The sequence below is a fragment of the Streptomyces sp. KR80 genome (assembly GCF_052245555.1).
Taxonomy (GTDB): Bacteria; Actinomycetota; Actinomycetes; order Streptomycetales; family Streptomycetaceae; genus Streptomyces.
This window is the reverse complement of the sequence record NZ_JBQQCD010000009.1, coordinates 182,430-201,062: the sequence shown is the minus strand read 5'-3', so window position 1 is coordinate 201,062 and position 18,633 is coordinate 182,430. Positions and strand designations below refer to the sequence as shown.

The following is an 18,633-nucleotide window of genomic DNA, read 5'->3' as shown; positions in this document are numbered from 1 at the left end:
ACGAGGAGGAGATCCCCGCTCCCCGATGGAACGGGTCCGGCAACCGAAGACGCCCCAGAAACTCATCCCCGTCATCCGGAACGATGACACGAAAAAGGCCCTCGCCACCTGCAAAGGGAAGACGTTTCTCCAGCTCCCGGACGAGGCCATCATCCGGCTGTACTGCAACACCGGAGCGCGCCTGTCCGAGGTCGGCAACGTCACCCTCGACGACATCGTCCTGAACAGCGACTCCGTGCACTACCACGGCAAGGGCAGCCGGGACCGGCGGGTGCGGTTCGGGCCCAGGACCGCGCGGGCGATCACCCGCTACCTGCGCGCCCGCGCCAAGCACCAGGGAGCGGCCCTTCCCGACCTGTGGCTCACAGACCGCGGAGGAAGGCGGCTGGACATCGGCGCCCGCACGCGCCTGGCCAAGGCCGTGCCCAAGGCCGACGAACTCGATGCAATTGCGCAGGAACTCGAAGACACTGCCGAGGACGAGCGCAGGGCCGACGCGGATCGCCGTCAGCGACGCAATACCGTCCGCAGCGAAGCCACGTCCTTAGGGTTCTGAACAGGCTCCGGCGGCTGCTCTGCCCGGAGCCTGTCGGGGGGATAGGGGTAGCACGGTCGGTCCTCTCTGTCCGCGGGCCGTACGGGAGGCATCGCGGCCGGGATGAGTATCCGGCGGGTTTTCGGGTCTCTCCGGCGAGGGGCACCACGCGTCGTCAGCGCAGGTACTCGGCCAGGGGCAGGCGCTGCTCGCGGATGCTCTGGAGCACCAGCCCGCCGAACTGGGTCGCGCCGTACTGCGAGAAGTGGGTGTTGTCCGTGACGCCGTCGACGGAGGAGCGGAGGAAGAGCTGTGCGGAGGCGGACGGGCCGAGGGACTCGACCAACGTCTTGCTCTTGGTGGTCAGATCGATCACCGGCACCTTCTGCGCCGCACCGACCGAGCGCATCTGGGCGGGCAGGTCCACGCCGACGCCGTTGACGTGCAGTGCCGTGGGGGTGAGCCGGTTGCCGTTGAACCGCCGGCGGACCGGTGGCGTCACCAGCACCGGGTCGCCGCCCTTGGCGCGGACCTGAGTGATCATGGAGGTGAGGTTGCTCCGGTAGGTGGACGCGCTGGTCTGCTTGTCATTGTGGCCGAACTGGATGAAGACCGGGTCGTTGGCTTTGACCTTCGACAGCAGAGCCGGGAAGAGGGCCGAGTTGCGCAGGAAGCTGCCCGAACTCTCCCCCGAGTCGCCGTAGTTGGCGATGGCCGCGCCGGGACCCACCGCAGTCGTGATCATCTGTCCCCATCCGGTATAGGGAGCGATCAGCTGGTCGCACGTGGTCGAGTCACCGGCCAGGTAGGCGACCAGTGGGCGGGTCGCCGGTTTCACCGAGACGGCGGAGACCTGCGGGCTGGAGCCCCTGAACCGGATGTCCAGACCGGGGTTTCCGGTGCCGCCCTGGCCGGTTGGCTGCCCCTCCGGTTGGCGTACGTTGATCGTGAACGAGTACGTGGTGACGGCTCCGGGAGCCGTCCTGGTCGCCGGAAGCATCAGACGCCGGGCCTCCACCCACATCTCGGTCTGCCCGGCGGAGGCGCCACCGATGGAGACCGTCACGTCGTAGTTGCCCGGCGAGACCGCGTAGTGACAGGTGATCGGCGAGGTGCCGGAACAGCCGGCCGGCGGAGCCTGCGGCGTGGCGGTGTCGGCATACGCCACACCGGTACCGGCCAGCGCCGCAAGGGTCAGGATGCCTGCTGCTCCCAGCCGGGCCCCATGTCTTCCGTAGCGCGACCATGCCATGTCCATTACAATCACGCATCCATTCTTGACCACGGAGATGTGCGGGTTGAGGTCTGCGGCCCGTCGCTCAGGCCTGGGTGAAGCCGTTCATGATGACGGTGGGCCGCTTGGTGGAGGAGTCCCAGGCGCCCATGTTGTAGCCGGTGAACGGGGACATGCACTCCGGCTCCCAGTAGAAGATGCCCTGCCCGCCGTTGGCCTTGAGTGCCTTGATGTAAGCGACCAGTGAGGCCTGGGTGGAGGAAGCCCTGTCCACCCGACCGCCGAACTCGGTCTGCATGAACGGCTTTCCGTACGCGGCGGAGATCTTCTTCATGTTCCCCACGATCCCGGGGGCGAGGTCGGCGCTGCCGTAGGAGGAGAACACCGACATGTCCCACTTGCCGCCGTTGGCGGCGTAGCGACTGAAGAACGTCGTCATCGAGTCGTACTTCTGCGGCTGGGCCAGGTGGATGCACACCGTCGAGCTCGGCGACACCTCCTTGACCTGGGTGTACGCCGCGTTGAGCAGCCAGGTCATCTGCGCCGGGTTGGAGACGCTGCCGACGGGGCGGCAGATCCCGCTGTTGATCTCGTTGCCGATCTGCACCCAGGTGGGCAGCACGTCGTTGTTCTTCATTACCGTCATGGTCTGGTTCACGTACGTGCTCATCGCGGTGAGCATCTGGCTGTAGCTCATTTTCTTCCAGGCGGCGGGCGGGTTCTGCACGCCGACGGAGTTCCAGGTGTCGCCGAACATGTAGTCGAGCATGATCGACATTCCGGCGGCCTTGACCCGCTTGGCGAAGGCGGCGACCTCGGTGATGCTGCAGTGCCCGTTGGCCGGATCACTGGAGGGGTTGACGAACGTGCGCAGCCGAACCGCGCTGATGCCGTAGCCCTTGAGGATGGTCAGCAGGTCCTGCGTCTGACCGCTCGCGTTTTTCCAGGAGTAGCCGCGCGCCTCCATCTGCGGCGCCCAGCTGATGTCGACGCCCTTGACGAAATCCGCGGCGGCCGCGGCCGGCGTCTCGAGTTCGGCGAACGCGACAGCGGTGGCGATCGCCCCGGCGGTTGCGGTGGTGGCCTTGATCAGGGTCCGGCGGCTGATGCCTTCAGAACCGGATCCGGGGGACGGTGCGGCCATGGTCGGTCCTTTCGCTCCGCCGGTCGCGCGCGAGACGGCGCGTCGGCCGGCAGCCGGTGGGGGAGAGACGCTTCTTCGCGACGGCGAGGGTGAGCGGGGCGGCCAGCGGTGCGCCGGGGGGGAGCCGAATGCGGCGGAGGCGGACGCATGCGGTGAGCCGGCACTTATGCGGTACTTCGAGAGGCCGGGGGGAACCTGTCGGCGCGCGGGCGTGGCAGAAGGCAGCAGGTCTCGTTGCGCGCGAAGCTCTTCAGCCAGGGGATCGGGATTCGCGTGCCGAGGGCATCGGCCTTGGCGCGGACGACACCCGTCGGCCTGTGATCAGAGCTCCACCGCTGCCCAAGAGGCTGTTAGCACGGGCAATCGGCTCGACCCCGCGCGATCACGTGGCCCGTTACACTCCGCGGTTCCCCCGGGGGCGCAAGCTTGGATTCATCCCTTTGGCATGGCGATGAACCTCCTTGGTGTAGCAACGACGGGCACAAGAGTGCTTTGTGAAGGACGCATACGGGGGAAGGGAGCCACCCTGGCCTTTGCCAGGGTTGTCCCGGGCATGTACCGGGGACGGTTCCTGCGCGGCGTCCGCGGTGCAGACCACGCCCGACCGGCCCGCGCCCCTGGCCGAACTTGGCGCCGCAAACCGTAGCTTCACCCGGGATCAGGTCTGTGAACGCTCACAGTTCTGGTTCGGATCGATGTCGAATGAGCGTGAAGTACAACACGCAGCTTCCTGATCGGGCACCCAACTGTCAACAGGCAACCATCAATTGCTGGGATGGCCTGTTCGATCGGTGCTGGCAGAGCAAGCGCGGCCTGTGCCACGCCGTGTCGGCGCCTTGCCAGAATCGGTGCAGGTCAGCCGGCGCTCTCCGGAGGCTCGGCCGATGGATGCGCCGGCTCGGGGATTGCCGCATCCCCTCGAACTCGAACATGACCGAACAACAAAGTTGTACAAAAAACTTGACCTCGCGTCAGGGCTTTCCTAGTCTCGCCGGCTGGGAGCGTTCCCAACAGTGTGTTCCGACACCTCCTGAGTGGACCACCGTCGTCACGCCCTCCGCCCGGGCGCCGCGTTCACTCTCCCCCACATGCACCGGAGGTCATCGTGACCGACTCAACCCGGCACCTCCGCGGCGTGCCGCACCCATGGCAATGCCAGCGCCGGTCATGCAGCCGGGTGTTCGACCCATCCGCCGCCTTCACGACCAACCTTGACGAGCGGAGTTTGTCATGTACAAGTTAAAGGCAAGGCGTGCACTGCTGGTCGCAGTGTCGTCGGCGGCCCTGGTGGCGGGGCCCGCCGAGTACCCGACGGTGGCAGCCGCACCCGACACCCCACAGGTTGAGAAACTGGATCGCGGTCTGATCAGTGTTCACACCGGCAACGGCAACTTCCTCAGCTGGAGGTTGTTGGCGCAGGACGCGCCGGGCACGGCCTTCAATGTCTATCGCGACGGCAGGAAGGTAACGGCGACGCCGATCACGCGGACGAACTTCGTGGACAGCGGGGCTGCGGCGGACGCGGTGTACACGGTCCGCCCGGTGGTGAACGAGGTCGAGCAGACGAGCACCGCCTCGGCGGAGCGGTCGCTGCGGATGGCGGCGCACACCGAGGGCGGGGTGGGTGTCACCGCGAGCACGCGGGATGTGCCGTTGCAGATCCCGCCGGGCGGGTCGACGCCGTCGGGCAGCTACACCTACGAGGCCAACGACGGCAGCGTGGGCGATCTGGACGGCGACGGTCAGTACGAGATCGTGCTGAAGTGGCAACCCACCAACGCCAAGGACAACGCCCAGTCCGGCTACACCGGCAACACGATCATCGACGCTTACAAACTGGACGGCAGGCGATTGTGGCGGATCGACCTGGGGCGCAACATACGCTCCGGCGCGCACTACACCCAGTTCCAGGTGTACGACTACGACGGCGACGGCAAGGCCGAGGTCGCGATGAAGACCGCCGACGGGACGAAGGACGGCACCGGCAAGGTGATCGGCAGCGCGTCGGCCGACCACCGCAACTCCTCCGGTTACATCATCACCGGACCCGAGTACCTGACCGTGTTCAACGGGCTCACCGGCGCGGTCATGTCCACGGTGAACTTCGAGCCGGCCCGCGGCAACATCTGCGACTGGGGCGACTGCAAGGGCAACCGGGGTGACCGGTTCCTGGCCGGCACCGCCTACCTCGACGGGCAGCGGCCCAGCCTGATCATGGGCCGCGGCTACTACGAGAAGAGCACGATCGCGGCGTGGGACTTCCGCAACGGCCAGCTCACCCTGCGCTGGAAGTTCGACTCCGGCAGCGCCGGCAGGCAGTGGACCGGCCGAGGCACCCACTCCCTGTCGATCGCGGACGTCGATGCCAACGGCACCGATGAGATCATCTACGGCGGCATGACCATCAACGCCAACGGCACCGGCCGGTACACCACCAACTTCTACGCCCACGGCGACGCCCTGCACGTGGGCGACTTCGTGCCCAGCCGCTCCGGCAAGGAGATCTGGCAGATCCACGAGCAGAGCTCCGGCGCCGCCGCCACCCTGCGCGACGCCAACAACGGCAGGGTCATCATGCAGAAGAACAACACCTGCAACTGCGAGGGCCCGGCCCGCGGAGTGGCCGGTGACGTGTACGCCGGTAACGCCGGCGCCGAGTTCTGGGGCAGGGGCACCGGGCTGACCAACCTGTTCAACTCCTCCGGCGGCAGTGTGGGCAGGACGCCTGGCAGCGCGAACTTCGTGATCTGGTGGGACGGCGACGCCCAGCGCGAGCTGCTGGACGGCACGCACATCGACAAGTACGGCACCAGCGGCGACACCCGCCTGCTGACCGGCTCCGGGGTGGCGTCCAACAACGGCACCAAGTCCACCCCGGTCCTCCAGGCGGACATCCTCGGCGACTGGCGCGAAGAGGTCATCTGGCGCACCAGCGACAACCGGGCGCTGCGGATCTACTCCACCACCGACCCGACCAGCATCAGCCGCCCGTCGCTGATGCGGGACCGCCAGTACCGCCTGGCGGTGGCGTGGCAGAACACGGCGTACAACCAGCCGCCGCACCCCAGCTTCGCCACCCCCTGACGGCGCACCACAACGCTCCCTGCCACCCCTCACGGGCGGCAGGAGCGCCCACCTCCACTTTCGCACCACGCAGCCGGCCGACCGGCCGTCGACTGGACGCACCCGACAGCGGACCCAACCAAGACCCCAACACCCACGACCATCCCTGCACACAAGGAGTCATCCATGACCATGCAACGGCGGACCTTCCTGAGCCTGAGCGCGGCCGGAGCGGCGGGCATGGGCCTGTCCCTGCTCGGTGCCGGGCAGGCGCTCGCCACCATCGGCACGCGCGACCCGGCGCCGACCAAACCGTTCGCGGTCGGTGTGCGCCGGTATGACTGGACCCGCGGCAGCCGCCGGTGCACCACCTACGTCTACTACCCCGCCACCGGCACCCCCGGCGGCAACCCGGTGACGAACGCCCCGGTCGCCGACGGCGTCTTCCCCGTCTACAACTACACCCACGGCTTCGGCAGCAGCCCGCAGGGCTCGCTGTTCTTCATCCGGCCGCTGGCCGCGGCGGGCTTCATCGTCCCCGCCCCGCACTTCAACTACAACGGCGCTGGCGAAGTCCGGCGCGGCGAGCCGTCGAAGGACGTCTCCGAAATCATCACGCAGACCCTCGCCCTCAATTCGAGCGGACCGCTGGCCGGGCACATCAACACCGACATCGGCGTGGGCGTCTCGGGCCACTCCCTGGGCGGCATGACCACCCACGGCCTGCTGACCGCCTGGCCCGACAGCCGGATCGTCTCGGCCAACCCGCAGTCGTGCGAGGACATGGGCACCCCCGCCGCCTCGATCACGGCCAAGGTCGTGTTCGTCCACGGCGACCGCGACAACCTCACGCGGTACGACTCGGCCCGGCGGGCGTACACGGAGATGACCTGGCCCAAGGCGTTCCTCACCTTCGTCGGCGGCAGCCACACCAGCTTCTGGAGCGACAAGCGCTTCCCGAACACCGTCGTCGACTGGGCCCGCTGGACCATGTACGGCGACACCGCCGCACGGGACCGCCTTCCGGCCGACGCGGCCGGGCCCAACACCAGGTGGGAAGCCCAGCTAGGCGACTAGCCCGGCGGCCCGGCCGCCTACACCCTGGTGGCACAGCACAGCGGCAAGGCCGCCAACATCAACGAGGCCTCCACCGCCGCCGGGGCGAGACTCATCCAGTGGGAGCGGCACCGACATCACCTCGCAGCCCGACACCGGCGCCGCCAGCCAGCAGTGGAGGATCGTCGACCACGGCGACGGCACGGTCAGCCTGGTCAGCCGGGCCAGGGCCAGCACGCCGGTGGTGATGGGGGCGACGAAGACGGCGTGGGTGTCGTTCAGGACCGAGGGTGTGATGCCCCAACCGGTCGGTGACGTGGGACGGACGGGCTACGCGGCGGCGAACGCCTTCATGGACATCTGCGCGGAATACCGCGAGAACCTGGTGGTGGCCGGACGGCGTTGCGAAGCACCTGGTCATCACCCTGACGACGTCATATTTGCCCGCAGAGGCCACGCGCAGCGGACGCTCCCGCGGGTAGCGCCGGTCCGGACCACCCGGTCCGCACGGGCGGTACCGTCAGATGCCTACGATCTCCACCTGATGTTCGGGTTGATGTGGCCGGTCCAGTTGAAGACGGCCATGTTGTCCCATTCGTTTCCACTGTTGTTGATGTCGGCCGGATCCCAGCCGTTGCCGGGGACCGCGTACCAGGTCGGCTCCCAGTAGAAGATGCCGATCGCGCCGGCGTTGCGGGCCGTGTTCTGCACGGCGGTGAAGTTGGCGGCCTGGCCCCGCCAGGTGCGCGGGTAGCCTGAGCACCCGGAGGTGACCACGTTACCGGTACTGTCGGCGTTCGCCGAGGTGAAGGGGTATGCCGTCTCGGCGATGACCACGTCCTTGCCGTACCGGGACCTCATGTTGGCGACGACGTTGCCCATGTTGGACAGCGAGCCGTGCCACATGCAGTAGTACGACAGCGCGGTGATGTCCCAGTTGACGCCCTTCGCCTTGATCCCGTCATAGAACCAGCGCGCCTCCGAGGCTCTTTCGACGTTCGCGGTGTGGATGATCACCTTGGTGCCGCTGTTGCACGCCTTGGTCGCGTTGTAGCCCGCCTTGAGTAGCAGGCTGAGGTTGGTGAAGTTGTTGTTGATCACCTTGCCGTCGTTCCACAGCATGCCGGTGTTGATCTCATTGCCGATCTGCACGCTGTCCGGTGTGGTGCCCTGGGACTTGAGGCTGTTGCAGACGTCGTAGGTGTAGTTGTAGACGTCGGTCTGCAACTGGTTGATGCCGTGGCTGGCCCAGGCCGCGGGCTTGTGCTGCTTGCCCGGGTCGGCCCAGGTGTCCGAGTAGTGGAAGTCGATCAGCAACTTGAGGCCCTTGGCCTTGACCGTCTTCGCGTACGCCAGCACCTTCGCCTTGTTGTTGTAGCCGCTGGCCGGGTTGTTCCAGATGCGCAGGCGGACGTAGTTCACGCCGACGCCCTTGAGGATGTCGAGCGGGTCCCTGGCGTTGCCGTTCGCGTCGTAGTACTTGGCGCCCAGGTCGAGGGCCCGCTGCGCGGTCGACACGTCGGCGCCGAGCATGCTGAGCGAGTTCACGGCAGAGGCGCTTGCGGAGGCGCTCGTGGACGCGGTGAGCATGGTCGCCGGCAGGGTGACGGCCGCTGTCAGCATGGCGATCTTCGCTCTGCGGCCGGGGGTGTACATCGGCATTCCGATCTCCATTCGGTAGGGAGTCCGACGGTTGGATCAGCCATCGAGGCGTACGACCCGGACGGCGCCGGGGGGCAAGGCCAAGCAGGTGGCCGCGCGTTCGCCGGTGAGCAGTTCCGCGCCGGGCGCGTCGAGCGGCACCTTGGCGTCGGTGGCGGCGTGGTTGATCACGAAAAGGAACGTGCCCGACTCGCCGGTGCGGCGCACCACTTCGACCTCGGGCGGCAGCTCGGCACGCGGTGCGATCCGGGCGTCGTCGGCCGCCCAGCCCAGCAGGGTGTCCAGGCCCCGGGACGTCAGGCGGGTCGAGACGTACCAGGCCGAGCCCTGACCGAGCCGGTGCCGGGTGATGGCGGGATGGCCCGCGGTGAGCCCGTCGCCGTAAGTGCAGATGGTCTCGGCGCCTCGCGGCACCACGAACTCCGTCCACACGTCGCCGATGAGCTCGCGGTCCTCCCCGGCCACTGCAGGGCTGCGCCCCGGAGTCCTCAAGACGCGGACGCGGTCGTCCTTAAGCAGCGGCGAGAACTCCTCGACCGTCAGACCGAGCACATCCCGCAACGGGCCGGGGTGAGGGCCCTCGTGCAAGGCGTCGTGCTCGTCGACGATGCCGGAGAAGTACGAGACCACGAGGGTGCCGCCGCCTGCGACGTACTCCTTGAGGTTGTCTCCGGCAGCCGAGGTGGTCAGGTAGAGCGCGGGCACGACGACCAGGGGATACGCCGACAGGTCGGCTTCGGGGTGGGCGAAGTCGACGGTCAGGTGGCGGTCGTAGAGAGCCTCGTAGAACGCATCGGCGCGCTCGCGCGGGTCGTGGTCCTCGCTGGGGCGCCACTGGAGGCTCTGCGCCCACCAGGAGTGCCAGTCCCAGAGCATGGCGACGTCGGCGACGGTGCGGGTGCCCCGGACCTGCGCCAGCGCGTCCACCGACGCCCCGAGCTCGACCACCTCGCGCCACACGCGTGAGTCCGTGCCCGCGTGCGGAAGCATCGCCGAGTGGAACTTCTCGGCGCCGCGCCGGGACTGCCGCCACTGGAAGAACATCGCTCCGTCGGAGCCGCGTGCCACATGGGCGAGCGAGTTGCGGGCCATCTGACCGGGGGCCTTCGCGGGGTTGCGGGGCTGCCAGCTGACGCCCGACGTGGCGTGCTCCAGCAGCAGCCAGGGCGCGCCGCCCGCAACCGAGCGGGTGAGGTCCGCGGCCATCGCCAGGTTCACATGGGTGCGGCGGCCGTCGGTGATCAGGTAGTGGTCGTTGGCGACGAGATCCACTTCGCGGCCCCAGGCCCAGTAGTCGACGGAGTCGCACTGGCTGAGCGCGGTCATGAAGTTCGTGGTCACCGGGATGCCCGGGGCGAGACGGTGCAGGATGTCCCGCTCGGCCGTGAAGTTCTCGCGCATAGTGGCGTCGGCGAACCGCCGGTAGTCCAGCGCCTGGGCCGGGTTGCCCACCGTGGGTGTCACCCGCGGCGGGTTGATCTGGTCGAAGTCCGCGTACCGCTGGCCCCAGAAGGCGGTCCCCCAAGCCTCGTTGAGCGCGTCGACGGTCTGGTACGTCCGCGAGAGCCAGCGGCGGAACCACACGGCGCAGGACTCGCAGTAACAGGCCGAGACGGGGACTCCGTACTCGTTGTGGACGTGCCACAGCGCCAGCGCGGGATGGTCGGCGTACCGCATGGCGAGCCGCGTGGTGATGTCCGCGGCGGCGGTCCGGTACTCGGCGTTGCTGTGGCAGATGGCGCCGCGCGAGCCGAACTCGTAGCGGGTGCCGTCAGCGGCGACGGGCAGGGCGTCGGGGTGCGCGCGGTAGAACCAGGCCGGCGGCGCCACCGTCGGTGTGCCGAGGGCGACGCGTACGCCGTTCTCGTGCAGCAGGTCGAGCACCCGGTCCAACCAGCCGAACGCGTAAGTCCCCGGCTCCGGTTCGAGCAGCGCCCAGGAGAACACGCCGACGCTGAGCATGGTGACGCCCGCCTCGCGCATCAGCCGGACGTCCTCGTGCCAGACGGACTGCGGCCACTGCTCGGGGTTGTAGTCCCCACCGAAGGCGAGCCCGGTGAGGCCCTTCGGGGTGGTCTCCGGCATGCATGTCTCCCGGGGTTGTCGATCGTTGGGAACGTGCACAGATATACCCTCGGAAGTGGGCCCAACGAAACAGCACGTGAGGGCCATTGACAAGGATCCTCGCTGTTTCACTACTGTGAGCGTTCACATAAACGGGGCGGTTCTCCGCAGCAGGGGGAGACCGCGAGACCTACCAGGTCAGGGGAGAACGATCCATGCCGCACATGTCGCGCCGCGGTTTCGTGGCCACCACTTTCGCCGCCGCCCTCGGTGGCGCCACGCTCACCGCCTGCGGCTCGTCCGACGACGAGGGAGCCGAGTCCGGTCCGGTGTCGCTGGTCTTCTGGTCCTGGACGCCCGGCATGGACCAGGCGGTGGACCTATGGAACAAGGGTCCGGGCAAGAAGCAGCAGATCACCGTCACGTTCAAGAAGCAGGGGGCCGGGGACACGCTCGTCACGAAGATCCTGACCGCGCACAAGGCGAAGAAGGCGCCGGACCTGGTCCAGGTCGAGTACCAGGCCCTGCCGACCCTCGTCAGCAACGATGCGCTCGCCGACATATCCGGCGAGGTCAACAACGTGAAGGGGAAGTTCGCCGACGCCGTGTGGCAGCAGGTCACGCTCGGCTCGAACGCGGTCTACGCGCTGCCCCAGGACATCGGGCCGATGATGTTCTACTACCGCCAGGACCTCTTCAAGGAGTACGGCCTGGACGTGCCGCAGACCTGGGAGCAGTTCGCCGAGACAGCCCGGAAGCTGCGCAAGCAGCACCCCGATACCTATCTGACCACCTTCTCTGCCAACGACGCCGGTCTGTTCGCCGGTCTGGCGCAGCAGGTCGACGCCAAGTGGTGGACCACCTCGGGCGGGAAGTGGAATGTCGAGATCGACGACACAGCGACGCGGAAGGTGGCCGAGTTCTGGGGCGGCCTCGTCAAGGAGGGCGCGATCGACAACCAGCCTATGTACACCCCGGCCTGGAACAAGGCGCTCAACACAGGTGGGCAGATCGCCTGGGTGAGCGCGGTCTGGGCGCCCGGCACGCTCACAACCGCGGCCCCTGACACCAAGGGCAAGTGGGCGATGGCCCCGCTGCCTCAGTGGTCGGACGGCGAGAACGTCACCGGCAGCTGGGGCGGCTCCTCGACTGCTGTCACCACCGACTCCCAGCACAAGAGGGCTGCCGCCACGTTCGCCACCTGGCTGAACACCGATCCCGAGGCGGTGGCCGCGCTGGTGAAGGAGGGCGGTATCTACCCGGCCGCCACGACTGTGCAGACCGGTGACACGTTCTCCGCACCGCCTGTCTTCTTCCCCAACCAGCCGGACTTCTACCTGCAGGCCGCTGAGATCGCCAAGACCACCGTGCCCTCCGCGTGGGGTCCGAACGTGAACGTCGCCTACGCCTCGTTCAACGACGCCTTCGGTGCGGCCGCCAAGAACAAGTCGGACTTCGGCGCCGCCCTGGAGGCGATGCAGGACGACACGGTCGCCGACCTGAAGAAGCAGGGCTTCGAGGTCGCCCGGTGACCACCGCAAGCCGGAAGTCCCATGGGCTCAGGGCCGCCCCGTTCGCCCACCCGTCTCCCACCACCCTCAAACGAGCGCGTCGCGCCCCCTATTTTTTCCTCCTCCCCGCGGTGGTCCTGTTCGCCCTGTTCTTCGCGCTGCCCATCGGCTACGCGGTATGGCTCAGCCTCCACAAGGTCGAGGTCAAGGGCCTGGGTCTGGGCGCGGGCGCCCGGAACGAGGTGTGGGCGAGCCTGGAGAACTACGCAGACGCGCTCACCGACTCCGAACTGCTCGACGGGGCACTGCGCGTGCTCGGCTATGCCGCCATCGTCATCCCGGTGATGCTGGGCCTCGCCCTGCTCTTCGCCCTGATGCTCGACACGGACCGGGTACGGCTCACGCCCTTCACCCGCCTCGCGATCTTCCTCCCGTACGCGATCCCCGGCGTCGTTGCCGCGCTGCTGTGGGGTTTCCTCTACCTGCCGGACGTCAGCCCCTTCCACTTCGTGCTCGGCAAGCTGGGGCTGCCGCAGCCTGACCTGCTGGACGGCGGGCCGTTGTACCTCGCACTGTCCAACATCGCCGTCTGGGGCGGCACCGGCTTCAACATGATCGTCATCTACACCTCGCTGCGGGCCATTCCGACCGAGGTGTACGAGTCGGCCAGGCTGGACGGCTGTTCCCCACTGCAGATCGCACTGAAGATCAAGATTCCGATGGTGGCGCCCTCGCTGGTGCTCACATTCTTCTTCTCGATCATCGCGACGCTCCAGGTGTTCAGCGAGCCGACCACCCTCAAACCACTCACCAACTCCGTCTCCACGACCTGGAGCCCGCTGATGAAGGTGTACCAAGACGCCTTCGTCAAGGGCGACACCTACTCGGCCGCTGCAGCGGCGGTGATCATCGCGCTCGTCACGCTCCTGCTGTCCTTCGGCTTCCTGCGCGTCGCGAACGCCCGGACCCGGCAAGAGGAGGCACGATGAGTTCTCTCACCCTCCGCAGGTCCGCACCGGCCGCGGGCATCACGCCCGGCATCCCCCGGGGCCCGCAGCCGCGTCGCCGGATCGCCTTCGTCCCCACCCTCACACTGCTGCTTGGCGCCCTGTACTGCCTGCTGCCCGTCGCCTGGGTGATGATCGCGGCGACCAAGTCGGGCCGTGAGCTGTTCTCGACGTTCACGTTCCTGCCGGGCACCGGGTTCGCCGAGAACCTCAAGGACCTGGACGCCTACCGCGACGGCGTCTACTGGAAATGGATGGGCAACTCCGCCCTCTACGCGGGCCTGGGCGCCCTGCTGTCGACCGCGGTCTCGGCGATGAGCGGCTACGCACTGGCGATCTACCGCTTCCTGGGCCGCGAGACCGTGTTCAACGTGCTCCTGGCCGGTGTGCTCATGCCACCGGTGATCCTCGCGGTCCCGCAGTACCTGCTCCTGGCGAAGGCGAACCTCACCGATTCGTACGCGTCAGTGCTGCTGCCGCTGGTCCTGTCCCCGTACGGCGTGTATCTCGCGCGGATCTACACCGCCGCGGCCGTGCCCGCCGACGTGGTCGAGGCCGGCCGGATGGACGGAGCGGGCGAGTGGCACATCTTCATCCGCATCGCACTGCCGATGATGCTCCCGGGTCTGGTGACGGTGTTCCTGTTCCAGTTCGTCGCCGTCTGGAACAACTTTCTGCTGCCGTACATCATGCTCAGCGACGACGAGAAGTTCCCGCTCACCATCGGCCTGTTCACCCTCCTCGAGCAGGGGTCCAGCACCCCGGCGCTCTACACGCTGGTGATCACCGGCGCGCTGCTCGCGATCATCCCGCTCATCGCTCTCTTCCTAATCATTCAGCGGTTCTGGCGCCTCGATCTCCTGTCCGGAGCCGTAAAGTCGTGACCATGAACCACGCGGGTCGGCGCAAGCCGCCGACGATCCATGACGTGGCGCGTGAGGCCGGTGTCTCACGCGGCACGGTCTCGCGCGTGCTCAACGGCGGGCGCTACGTCAGCCCCGCGGCCCATGAGGCGGTCAACGCCGCCATCCGCAGGACCGGTTACGTCGTGAACCGGCACGCCCGTTCCCTGATCACCGGACGGTCCGACTCCGTCGGCTTCCTGCTCACCGAGCCGCAGGAGAAGCTCTTCGAGGACCCCAACTTCAACGTCCTGCTGCGGGGCTGCACCCAGGCCCTGGCCGCGCACGACATCCCCCTCCTGCTCATGCTCGCAGGCACCCAGGACGAACGCCGCCGCATCACGCGCTACATCACCGCCGGCCACGTCGGCGGAATACTGCTGGTCTCCAGCCACTCCGGTAACCCGGTCGTCGAGGAACTGCGTAAGGCCGGGGTCGCGCTAGTCGCCTGCGGTAAACCGATGGAACTGGGCTCCAAGGTGAGCTATGTCGCCGCGGACGACCGGGACGGCGCCCGCGACATGGTGAAACACCTGCTGTCGCTGGGCCGCCGCCGCATCGGCACGGTGACCGGTCCGCTCGACACCTCGGGCGGTGTCGAGCGTCTCGCCGGGTATCGCGAGGTGCTCACCGGGGCTGGAATCGAGCTTGACGAACGCCTCGTCGTCTCCGGCGACTACAGCCGCGCCGGCGGTGAGGCGGGCGCCGAACGACTCCTCGTGCAGGCCCCGGACATGGACGCCGTCTTCGTCGCCTCCGACCTGATGGCCCAGGGCGTCCTGGCGGCGCTTCACCGAGCCGGACGCCGCGTCCCGGAGGACGTCGCAGTAGGCGGCTTCGACGACTCTCCGGCCGCCACCGCGACCACCCCCGCCCTCACCACCATCCGCCAGCCCTGGGACCGCATCAGCACCGAGATGGTCCGTGTCCTGCTCGCCCAGATCGGCGGCGAGGACCATGCGGCCGTGATCCTCCCGACGGAACTGGTGAAGCGCCAGTCGACCTGACCCGTCCCTGACCCATCCCTGAATTGCGACAGGCGTGTCGCCTGTGTGCCGGACCCAAGCTGGATCGGGCGGTCTGACTGGTCGTTGGCACCGGTGATAGCCGAGTCGCCGAATGTTCCGGTCCAGCGTTTGGGGGCACCGTTAACCTGGTTAGACCCGCGATCGGTGCGATGTGAGCGCGGCTTCCTAGAGGTACTGGCCGAGGATCGGGGTCAGCCGTTGCGCGATCTTCGCGTGGCCGGCGTCGGTCGGATGGACGTTGTCATACGTGTCCGTGGCCGGGTTGATCCAGCCTGCGGTGTCCACAAAGTGGACCTTGCTGTCGCCGGCCGCGTTGCGCGCCGCGACGGCATTGCGTGTCTCGGGCACGTAGCGGTTCCGGAAGGTCCCCATGGCAAAGATGTGGGCGTTGGGATAGGCCCGGCGGACCCGCTCGAGCATGACGATGTAGTTCTGGTAAAACTGCGTCGTCGGCACGCCGTGACCGACGTCGTTGGTGCCCAGGTTGATCACGACCGCGGTCGCCTGGTAGGTCGAGAAGTCCCAGTCGTCGTAGCTGACCCACGCGGACGACCGGCGGAACCAGTCCATCATCCCGTAGCAGCCGTCCCGGCTGACCAGGCAGGCGGCGCCCTGGGCGACCTGGGTGTGACCGGCTCCGATCGCCTCGGCGGTGAGCCACGGGTAGGCGGTGAAGGGACGGTTGGCGTTGGGCTGGCCCACCGTGATCGAGTCGCCGATGAACTCGACGAAGTCCTGCGGCCTGGCGATCGGTGCGGTCTGCGCTCCGCTGGCGAGGATGACGCCGCCGAAGACCGGGTCGCCGGTGTACGAGCCGGCCCGCTCGCGATAGCCGATCCGGATGGTGTGCGAGGTGCCCGTCAGCCCGGTGGCGAGAGTGACGTTGCCGGAGACGTTGCGGCGCCACCGCAGCGGCGCACCGTCGATGGAGTAGTACAGGTCGATGGTGTTTCGCTGGCGCACCCCGATGGAGCTTCCCGTGAAGCGGGTCTCGAGGTAACCGCCGGCCCAGCCCATGGAGTAGTACGACGAGTTCGACCGGTTCCAGCGGCCGTAGTACTGGATGTTCGGGTCGTTCGGGCGACCGTTGCCCGTCGGTGCCCCACCCATCACCTCGAAGTCGAGGTAGTCGATGCTGGGCAGGCCGTTGGCGGTGGTCGGGCTGAACCGGATCGTGTTGCTGCCCGAGTTCACCGACACCGTCAACGTCTTCGTGCCCCACGTCGACCAGGCGCCGGTGCCGTCAAAGGACGTCGCCGTAATCCGGGAGCCATTGATGATGACGTCCGCCGGCCGGGCGGTCGTGGTGCCGTTGGCGAAGCGGACTCCCACCGTCGCGGTGCCCGCTGTCGAGGCGTTGATGGTGAACTGCGCCGCCGCGCCGACGGCGTTGGTGCCGTTGCAGAACCCGGCCCCGGAGTAACCCGGGTGGTTGGAGTCGATGGTGCCGTTACAGGTCGCCGGCGCAGTTTCGGCCTCGTACCGGGTTGGCGCCGCCATCGCGGGGGTGGTTGCCAACACCATGACCGTGCCGGCCAGCATGGTGACGCAGGCAATGAGGGCGGGTCTGAGTTTCATCGATGCTCCATAGAACACGGTCCTATTTGAGGGTCCACCGCTGGTTGGATCCGCCGTTGCAGTTCCACAGGACTACCTGGGTACCGTTGTTGGTGCCGGCGTTGTACGCGTCGAGGCACAGGCCGGAGCGGCTGCTGGTGATCGTGCCGTTCGCGTTGACGTTCCACCGTTGGTTCTGCCCGCCGTGGCAGTCCCAGATGATGACCCGTGTGCCGGGAGAGGTGCCGGAGGCCTCGGCGTCCAGGCACTTGCCGCCGTGCACGCGTAGTTCCCCGGCGTCGGTGCGTGTCCACTGCTGTCCGGTCCGGTCCAGACAGTCCCACAGCTGCACCTGGGTGCCGTTGGTCTGCGACGAGTCCGGGACGTCCAGGCAGCGGCCGGAGCCGGCGCCGACCACCGACCCGCCGCTCGGCGGCGGGGTCGTGCCGCCCGGTGGCACGTACGGGCACTTGGTGCGGTACCTGGAGACGCCACTGGAGTCCGCCAGCGACGGGCACAGGAACTGGGTGTAGCGGGTGTCGTTGTCGAGGAAGATCTTGAGCCAGGGGATCATGCGGCGCGTCACGTTCGAGTTCCCCCACGTGGGGAAACCGTGGCCTCCGCTGGTGAGCTCGATATAGGCGCTCTGCGTGCTGGCCGGCATACGGGCGTAGAGGCCGTCGAGGTAGGACGGGGTGACCGTGCCGTCGTCCCGTGCGCCCATGATCATCGTCGGTACCCGCAGGGTGGACAGGTTCTGCGAGGGAGAGAAAGGCGCGAGCGGGACGGCGGCCTTCAGCGACGGCCGCCGTTCGGCGGCACTGATGGCGCCGCCACCACCCATGGAGTGTCCGATCACTCCCAGCCGGTTGGGATCGACCCGGTCGCGCACCGGGCTCTTCTGCGTCAGGTAGTCCAGCGCGGCGAGAAGCTGGGTTCCGCGGGCGGTGTCATAGTCGTTGGGGCTGTTGGTGTCGATGCCGATGACGACGAACCCGAAGGACGCGAGCCAGTGCCCCATCCAGGCGCCTTCGGCGTCCCAACGGGCGGTGTAGCCGGGCACGGCCGCGACCGCACCCCAGGTGCCCAGGCTGGTGTCCGTCGGGTAGTAGATCTTCCCGCCGTTGAATCCGTTGCCGGGCGCCACGTTCATCTCCGCGGTGGCGAACGTTCCCCGCTGAGCTGCGACACTGCTCACCGTGGGGTCCGGGCCCCGCTCGTACGGGTTGCCCTGAGCCGACGCCGGCTGAGCCGACGCCAGCTGAATCGAGAACAGCGCAGCGACCAGGCCGATCACGGCCGCGACCACGGCCGCCCTCAGCCTGACCATCCTGCTCCTCGGACGGGATCTCGCCTGACTGGTCCCAGTGCCGTCTGGCACCTGGACATCTGTGATATTCGAGTGCATTGCCCCTTTTCTCCCTGCTCTTATCGTGTCCACGGAAGTCGAGTTGGTACGCAGTGAGCTAATGGCGCGTCCATGACAAATCGCCCGTAGAGGGCCGGTGGAGCAGAGGCGGCGATGCCGTCGATCTCGGAGGCGGCGGATCGGCACACCGACCTGTCGAACAACGGGGGCCGCGTCGGCAGGTCGGTGGCCGACAAGTGCTCAGGTCGCCACGCAGAACGTGCTGTCGTTGCGGCCGAGCGCGTCGATGATCGGGTCGAACCGCAGGCGGTAGTTCTGATGTTTGATGTAGCGATCGGGCTCGTTGTGCGACTGGAACGACGCTCACGAGGCGTCCGACAGGCCGGAAACCTGGCGAAACGTGGCGTCCACACGGAAGGACGACGAGCCGTCGGCAGCCGCGTATAACAGCGAGTCTCCCGATCGGGCGTCCATCTGTCAATCAATGAAACCGGAACAGTG

Annotated in this window: 13 protein-coding genes and 1 pseudogene; 7 read left to right on the top strand and 7 right to left on the bottom strand. The window is 67.7% G+C overall.

Annotated elements, in window-relative coordinates; all coding sequences use genetic code 11:
* The first annotated feature begins 25 nt into the window (after positions 1 to 25).
* Positions 26 to 556 (top strand): tyrosine-type recombinase/integrase, encoded by a 531-nt coding sequence (locus ACTWQI_RS15930; RefSeq protein ID WP_443270961.1) that lies wholly within the window; start codon positions 26 to 28, stop codon positions 554 to 556.
* 154 nt (positions 557 to 710) lie between these two features.
* Here the strand turns inward: ACTWQI_RS15930 and ACTWQI_RS15925 are convergent, their stop codons facing one another.
* Both ACTWQI_RS15925 and ACTWQI_RS15920 read right to left on the bottom strand, forming a co-directional pair.
* Complete coding sequence (locus ACTWQI_RS15925) at positions 711 to 1,793, bottom strand: rhamnogalacturonan acetylesterase (protein ID WP_443271046.1); 1,083 nt, start codon at positions 1,791 to 1,793, stop codon at positions 711 to 713.
* Between the two features lie 61 nt (positions 1,794 to 1,854).
* Positions 1,855 to 2,913 carry a glycosyl hydrolase 53 family protein gene (locus ACTWQI_RS15920; RefSeq protein ID WP_443270960.1) on the bottom strand — a complete coding sequence of 353 codons (1,059 nt, stop codon included), beginning with the start codon at positions 2,911 to 2,913 and terminating at the stop codon, positions 1,855 to 1,857.
* Between the two features lie 1,230 nt (positions 2,914 to 4,143).
* Here ACTWQI_RS15920 and ACTWQI_RS15915 point away from each other — a divergent pair.
* Positions 4,144 to 5,997, top strand: coding sequence for a rhamnogalacturonan lyase (locus ACTWQI_RS15915; RefSeq protein ID WP_443270959.1), 1,854 nt, complete (start codon positions 4,144 to 4,146; stop codon positions 5,995 to 5,997).
* Positions 5,998 to 6,162: 165 nt separating this feature from the next.
* On the top strand, positions 6,163 to 7,053 hold the full coding sequence (locus tag ACTWQI_RS15910; RefSeq protein ID WP_443270958.1) for an alpha/beta hydrolase family protein: 891 nt from the start codon (positions 6,163 to 6,165) through the stop codon (positions 7,051 to 7,053).
* Between the two features lie 507 nt (positions 7,054 to 7,560).
* On the opposite strand, the gene ACTWQI_RS15905 is transcribed toward ACTWQI_RS15910, so the two are convergent.
* Both ACTWQI_RS15905 and ACTWQI_RS15900 read right to left on the bottom strand, forming a co-directional pair.
* Positions 7,561 to 8,694, bottom strand: a complete 1,134-nt coding sequence (locus ACTWQI_RS15905) for a glycoside hydrolase family 53 protein (protein WP_443270957.1) — start codon at positions 8,692 to 8,694, stop codon at positions 7,561 to 7,563.
* A 36-nt stretch (positions 8,695 to 8,730) separates the two neighbouring features.
* Positions 8,731 to 10,779, bottom strand: coding sequence for a beta-galactosidase (locus ACTWQI_RS15900; protein WP_443270956.1), 2,049 nt, complete (start codon positions 10,777 to 10,779; stop codon positions 8,731 to 8,733).
* Between the two features lie 194 nt (positions 10,780 to 10,973).
* Between ACTWQI_RS15900 and ACTWQI_RS15895 the strand changes: the two genes are divergently transcribed.
* From ACTWQI_RS15895 to ACTWQI_RS15880, 4 genes are read left to right on the top strand one after another with little or no spacing between them, the layout of a single operon-like run.
* Positions 10,974 to 12,290 (top strand): ABC transporter substrate-binding protein, encoded by a 1,317-nt coding sequence (locus tag ACTWQI_RS15895; RefSeq protein WP_443270954.1) that lies wholly within the window; start codon positions 10,974 to 10,976, stop codon positions 12,288 to 12,290.
* Complete coding sequence (locus ACTWQI_RS15890) at positions 12,287 to 13,258, top strand: carbohydrate ABC transporter permease (RefSeq protein ID WP_443270952.1); 972 nt, start codon at positions 12,287 to 12,289, stop codon at positions 13,256 to 13,258. The genes ACTWQI_RS15895 and ACTWQI_RS15890 overlap by 4 nt, the downstream gene beginning before the upstream one ends.
* Positions 13,255 to 14,160, top strand: a complete 906-nt coding sequence (locus ACTWQI_RS15885) for a carbohydrate ABC transporter permease (RefSeq protein WP_443270951.1) — start codon at positions 13,255 to 13,257, stop codon at positions 14,158 to 14,160. Before ACTWQI_RS15890 ends, ACTWQI_RS15885 begins: the two co-directional genes overlap by 4 nt.
* Complete coding sequence (locus ACTWQI_RS15880) at positions 14,157 to 15,185, top strand: LacI family DNA-binding transcriptional regulator (protein ID WP_443270948.1); 1,029 nt, start codon at positions 14,157 to 14,159, stop codon at positions 15,183 to 15,185. Before ACTWQI_RS15885 ends, ACTWQI_RS15880 begins: the two co-directional genes overlap by 4 nt.
* Before the next feature lie 186 nt (positions 15,186 to 15,371).
* Here the strand turns inward: ACTWQI_RS15880 and ACTWQI_RS15875 are convergent, their stop codons facing one another.
* The 3 genes and pseudogenes from ACTWQI_RS15875 to ACTWQI_RS15865 all read right to left on the bottom strand — a co-directional run.
* The gene (locus tag ACTWQI_RS15875; protein WP_443270947.1) at positions 15,372 to 16,784 is read right to left on the bottom strand and encodes a GDSL-type esterase/lipase family protein; all 1,413 of its coding nucleotides are present in this window, start codon (positions 16,782 to 16,784) and stop codon (positions 15,372 to 15,374) included.
* A gap of 22 nt (positions 16,785 to 16,806) precedes the next feature.
* On the bottom strand, positions 16,807 to 18,093 hold the full coding sequence (locus ACTWQI_RS15870; RefSeq protein ID WP_443270945.1) for a poly(ethylene terephthalate) hydrolase family protein: 1,287 nt from the start codon (positions 18,091 to 18,093) through the stop codon (positions 16,807 to 16,809).
* Positions 18,094 to 18,372: 279 nt separating this feature from the next.
* Positions 18,373 to 18,480 (bottom strand): annotated as a pseudogene (locus ACTWQI_RS15865) (hypothetical protein); the annotation flags it as partial.
* Positions 18,481 to 18,633 lie beyond the last annotated feature (153 nt).

Coding starts and splice junctions, on each gene's coding strand:
- ACTWQI_RS15930 (WP_443270961.1), top strand. CDS start 26: ATGGAACGGGTCCGGCAACCGAAGACGCCCCAGAAACTCATCCCCGTC.
- ACTWQI_RS15925 (WP_443271046.1), bottom strand. CDS start 1,793: ATGGACATGGCATGGTCGCGCTACGGAAGACATGGGGCCCGGCTGGGA.
- ACTWQI_RS15920 (WP_443270960.1), bottom strand. CDS start 2,913: ATGGCCGCACCGTCCCCCGGATCCGGTTCTGAAGGCATCAGCCGCCGG.
- ACTWQI_RS15915 (WP_443270959.1), top strand. CDS start 4,144: ATGTACAAGTTAAAGGCAAGGCGTGCACTGCTGGTCGCAGTGTCGTCG.
- ACTWQI_RS15910 (WP_443270958.1), top strand. CDS start 6,163: ATGACCATGCAACGGCGGACCTTCCTGAGCCTGAGCGCGGCCGGAGCG.
- ACTWQI_RS15905 (WP_443270957.1), bottom strand. CDS start 8,694: ATGCCGATGTACACCCCCGGCCGCAGAGCGAAGATCGCCATGCTGACA.
- ACTWQI_RS15900 (WP_443270956.1), bottom strand. CDS start 10,779: ATGCCGGAGACCACCCCGAAGGGCCTCACCGGGCTCGCCTTCGGTGGG.
- ACTWQI_RS15895 (WP_443270954.1), top strand. CDS start 10,974: ATGCCGCACATGTCGCGCCGCGGTTTCGTGGCCACCACTTTCGCCGCC.
- ACTWQI_RS15885 (WP_443270951.1), top strand. CDS start 13,255: ATGAGTTCTCTCACCCTCCGCAGGTCCGCACCGGCCGCGGGCATCACG.
- ACTWQI_RS15875 (WP_443270947.1), bottom strand. CDS start 16,784: ATGAAACTCAGACCCGCCCTCATTGCCTGCGTCACCATGCTGGCCGGC.
- ACTWQI_RS15870 (WP_443270945.1), bottom strand. CDS start 18,093: ATGGTCAGGCTGAGGGCGGCCGTGGTCGCGGCCGTGATCGGCCTGGTC.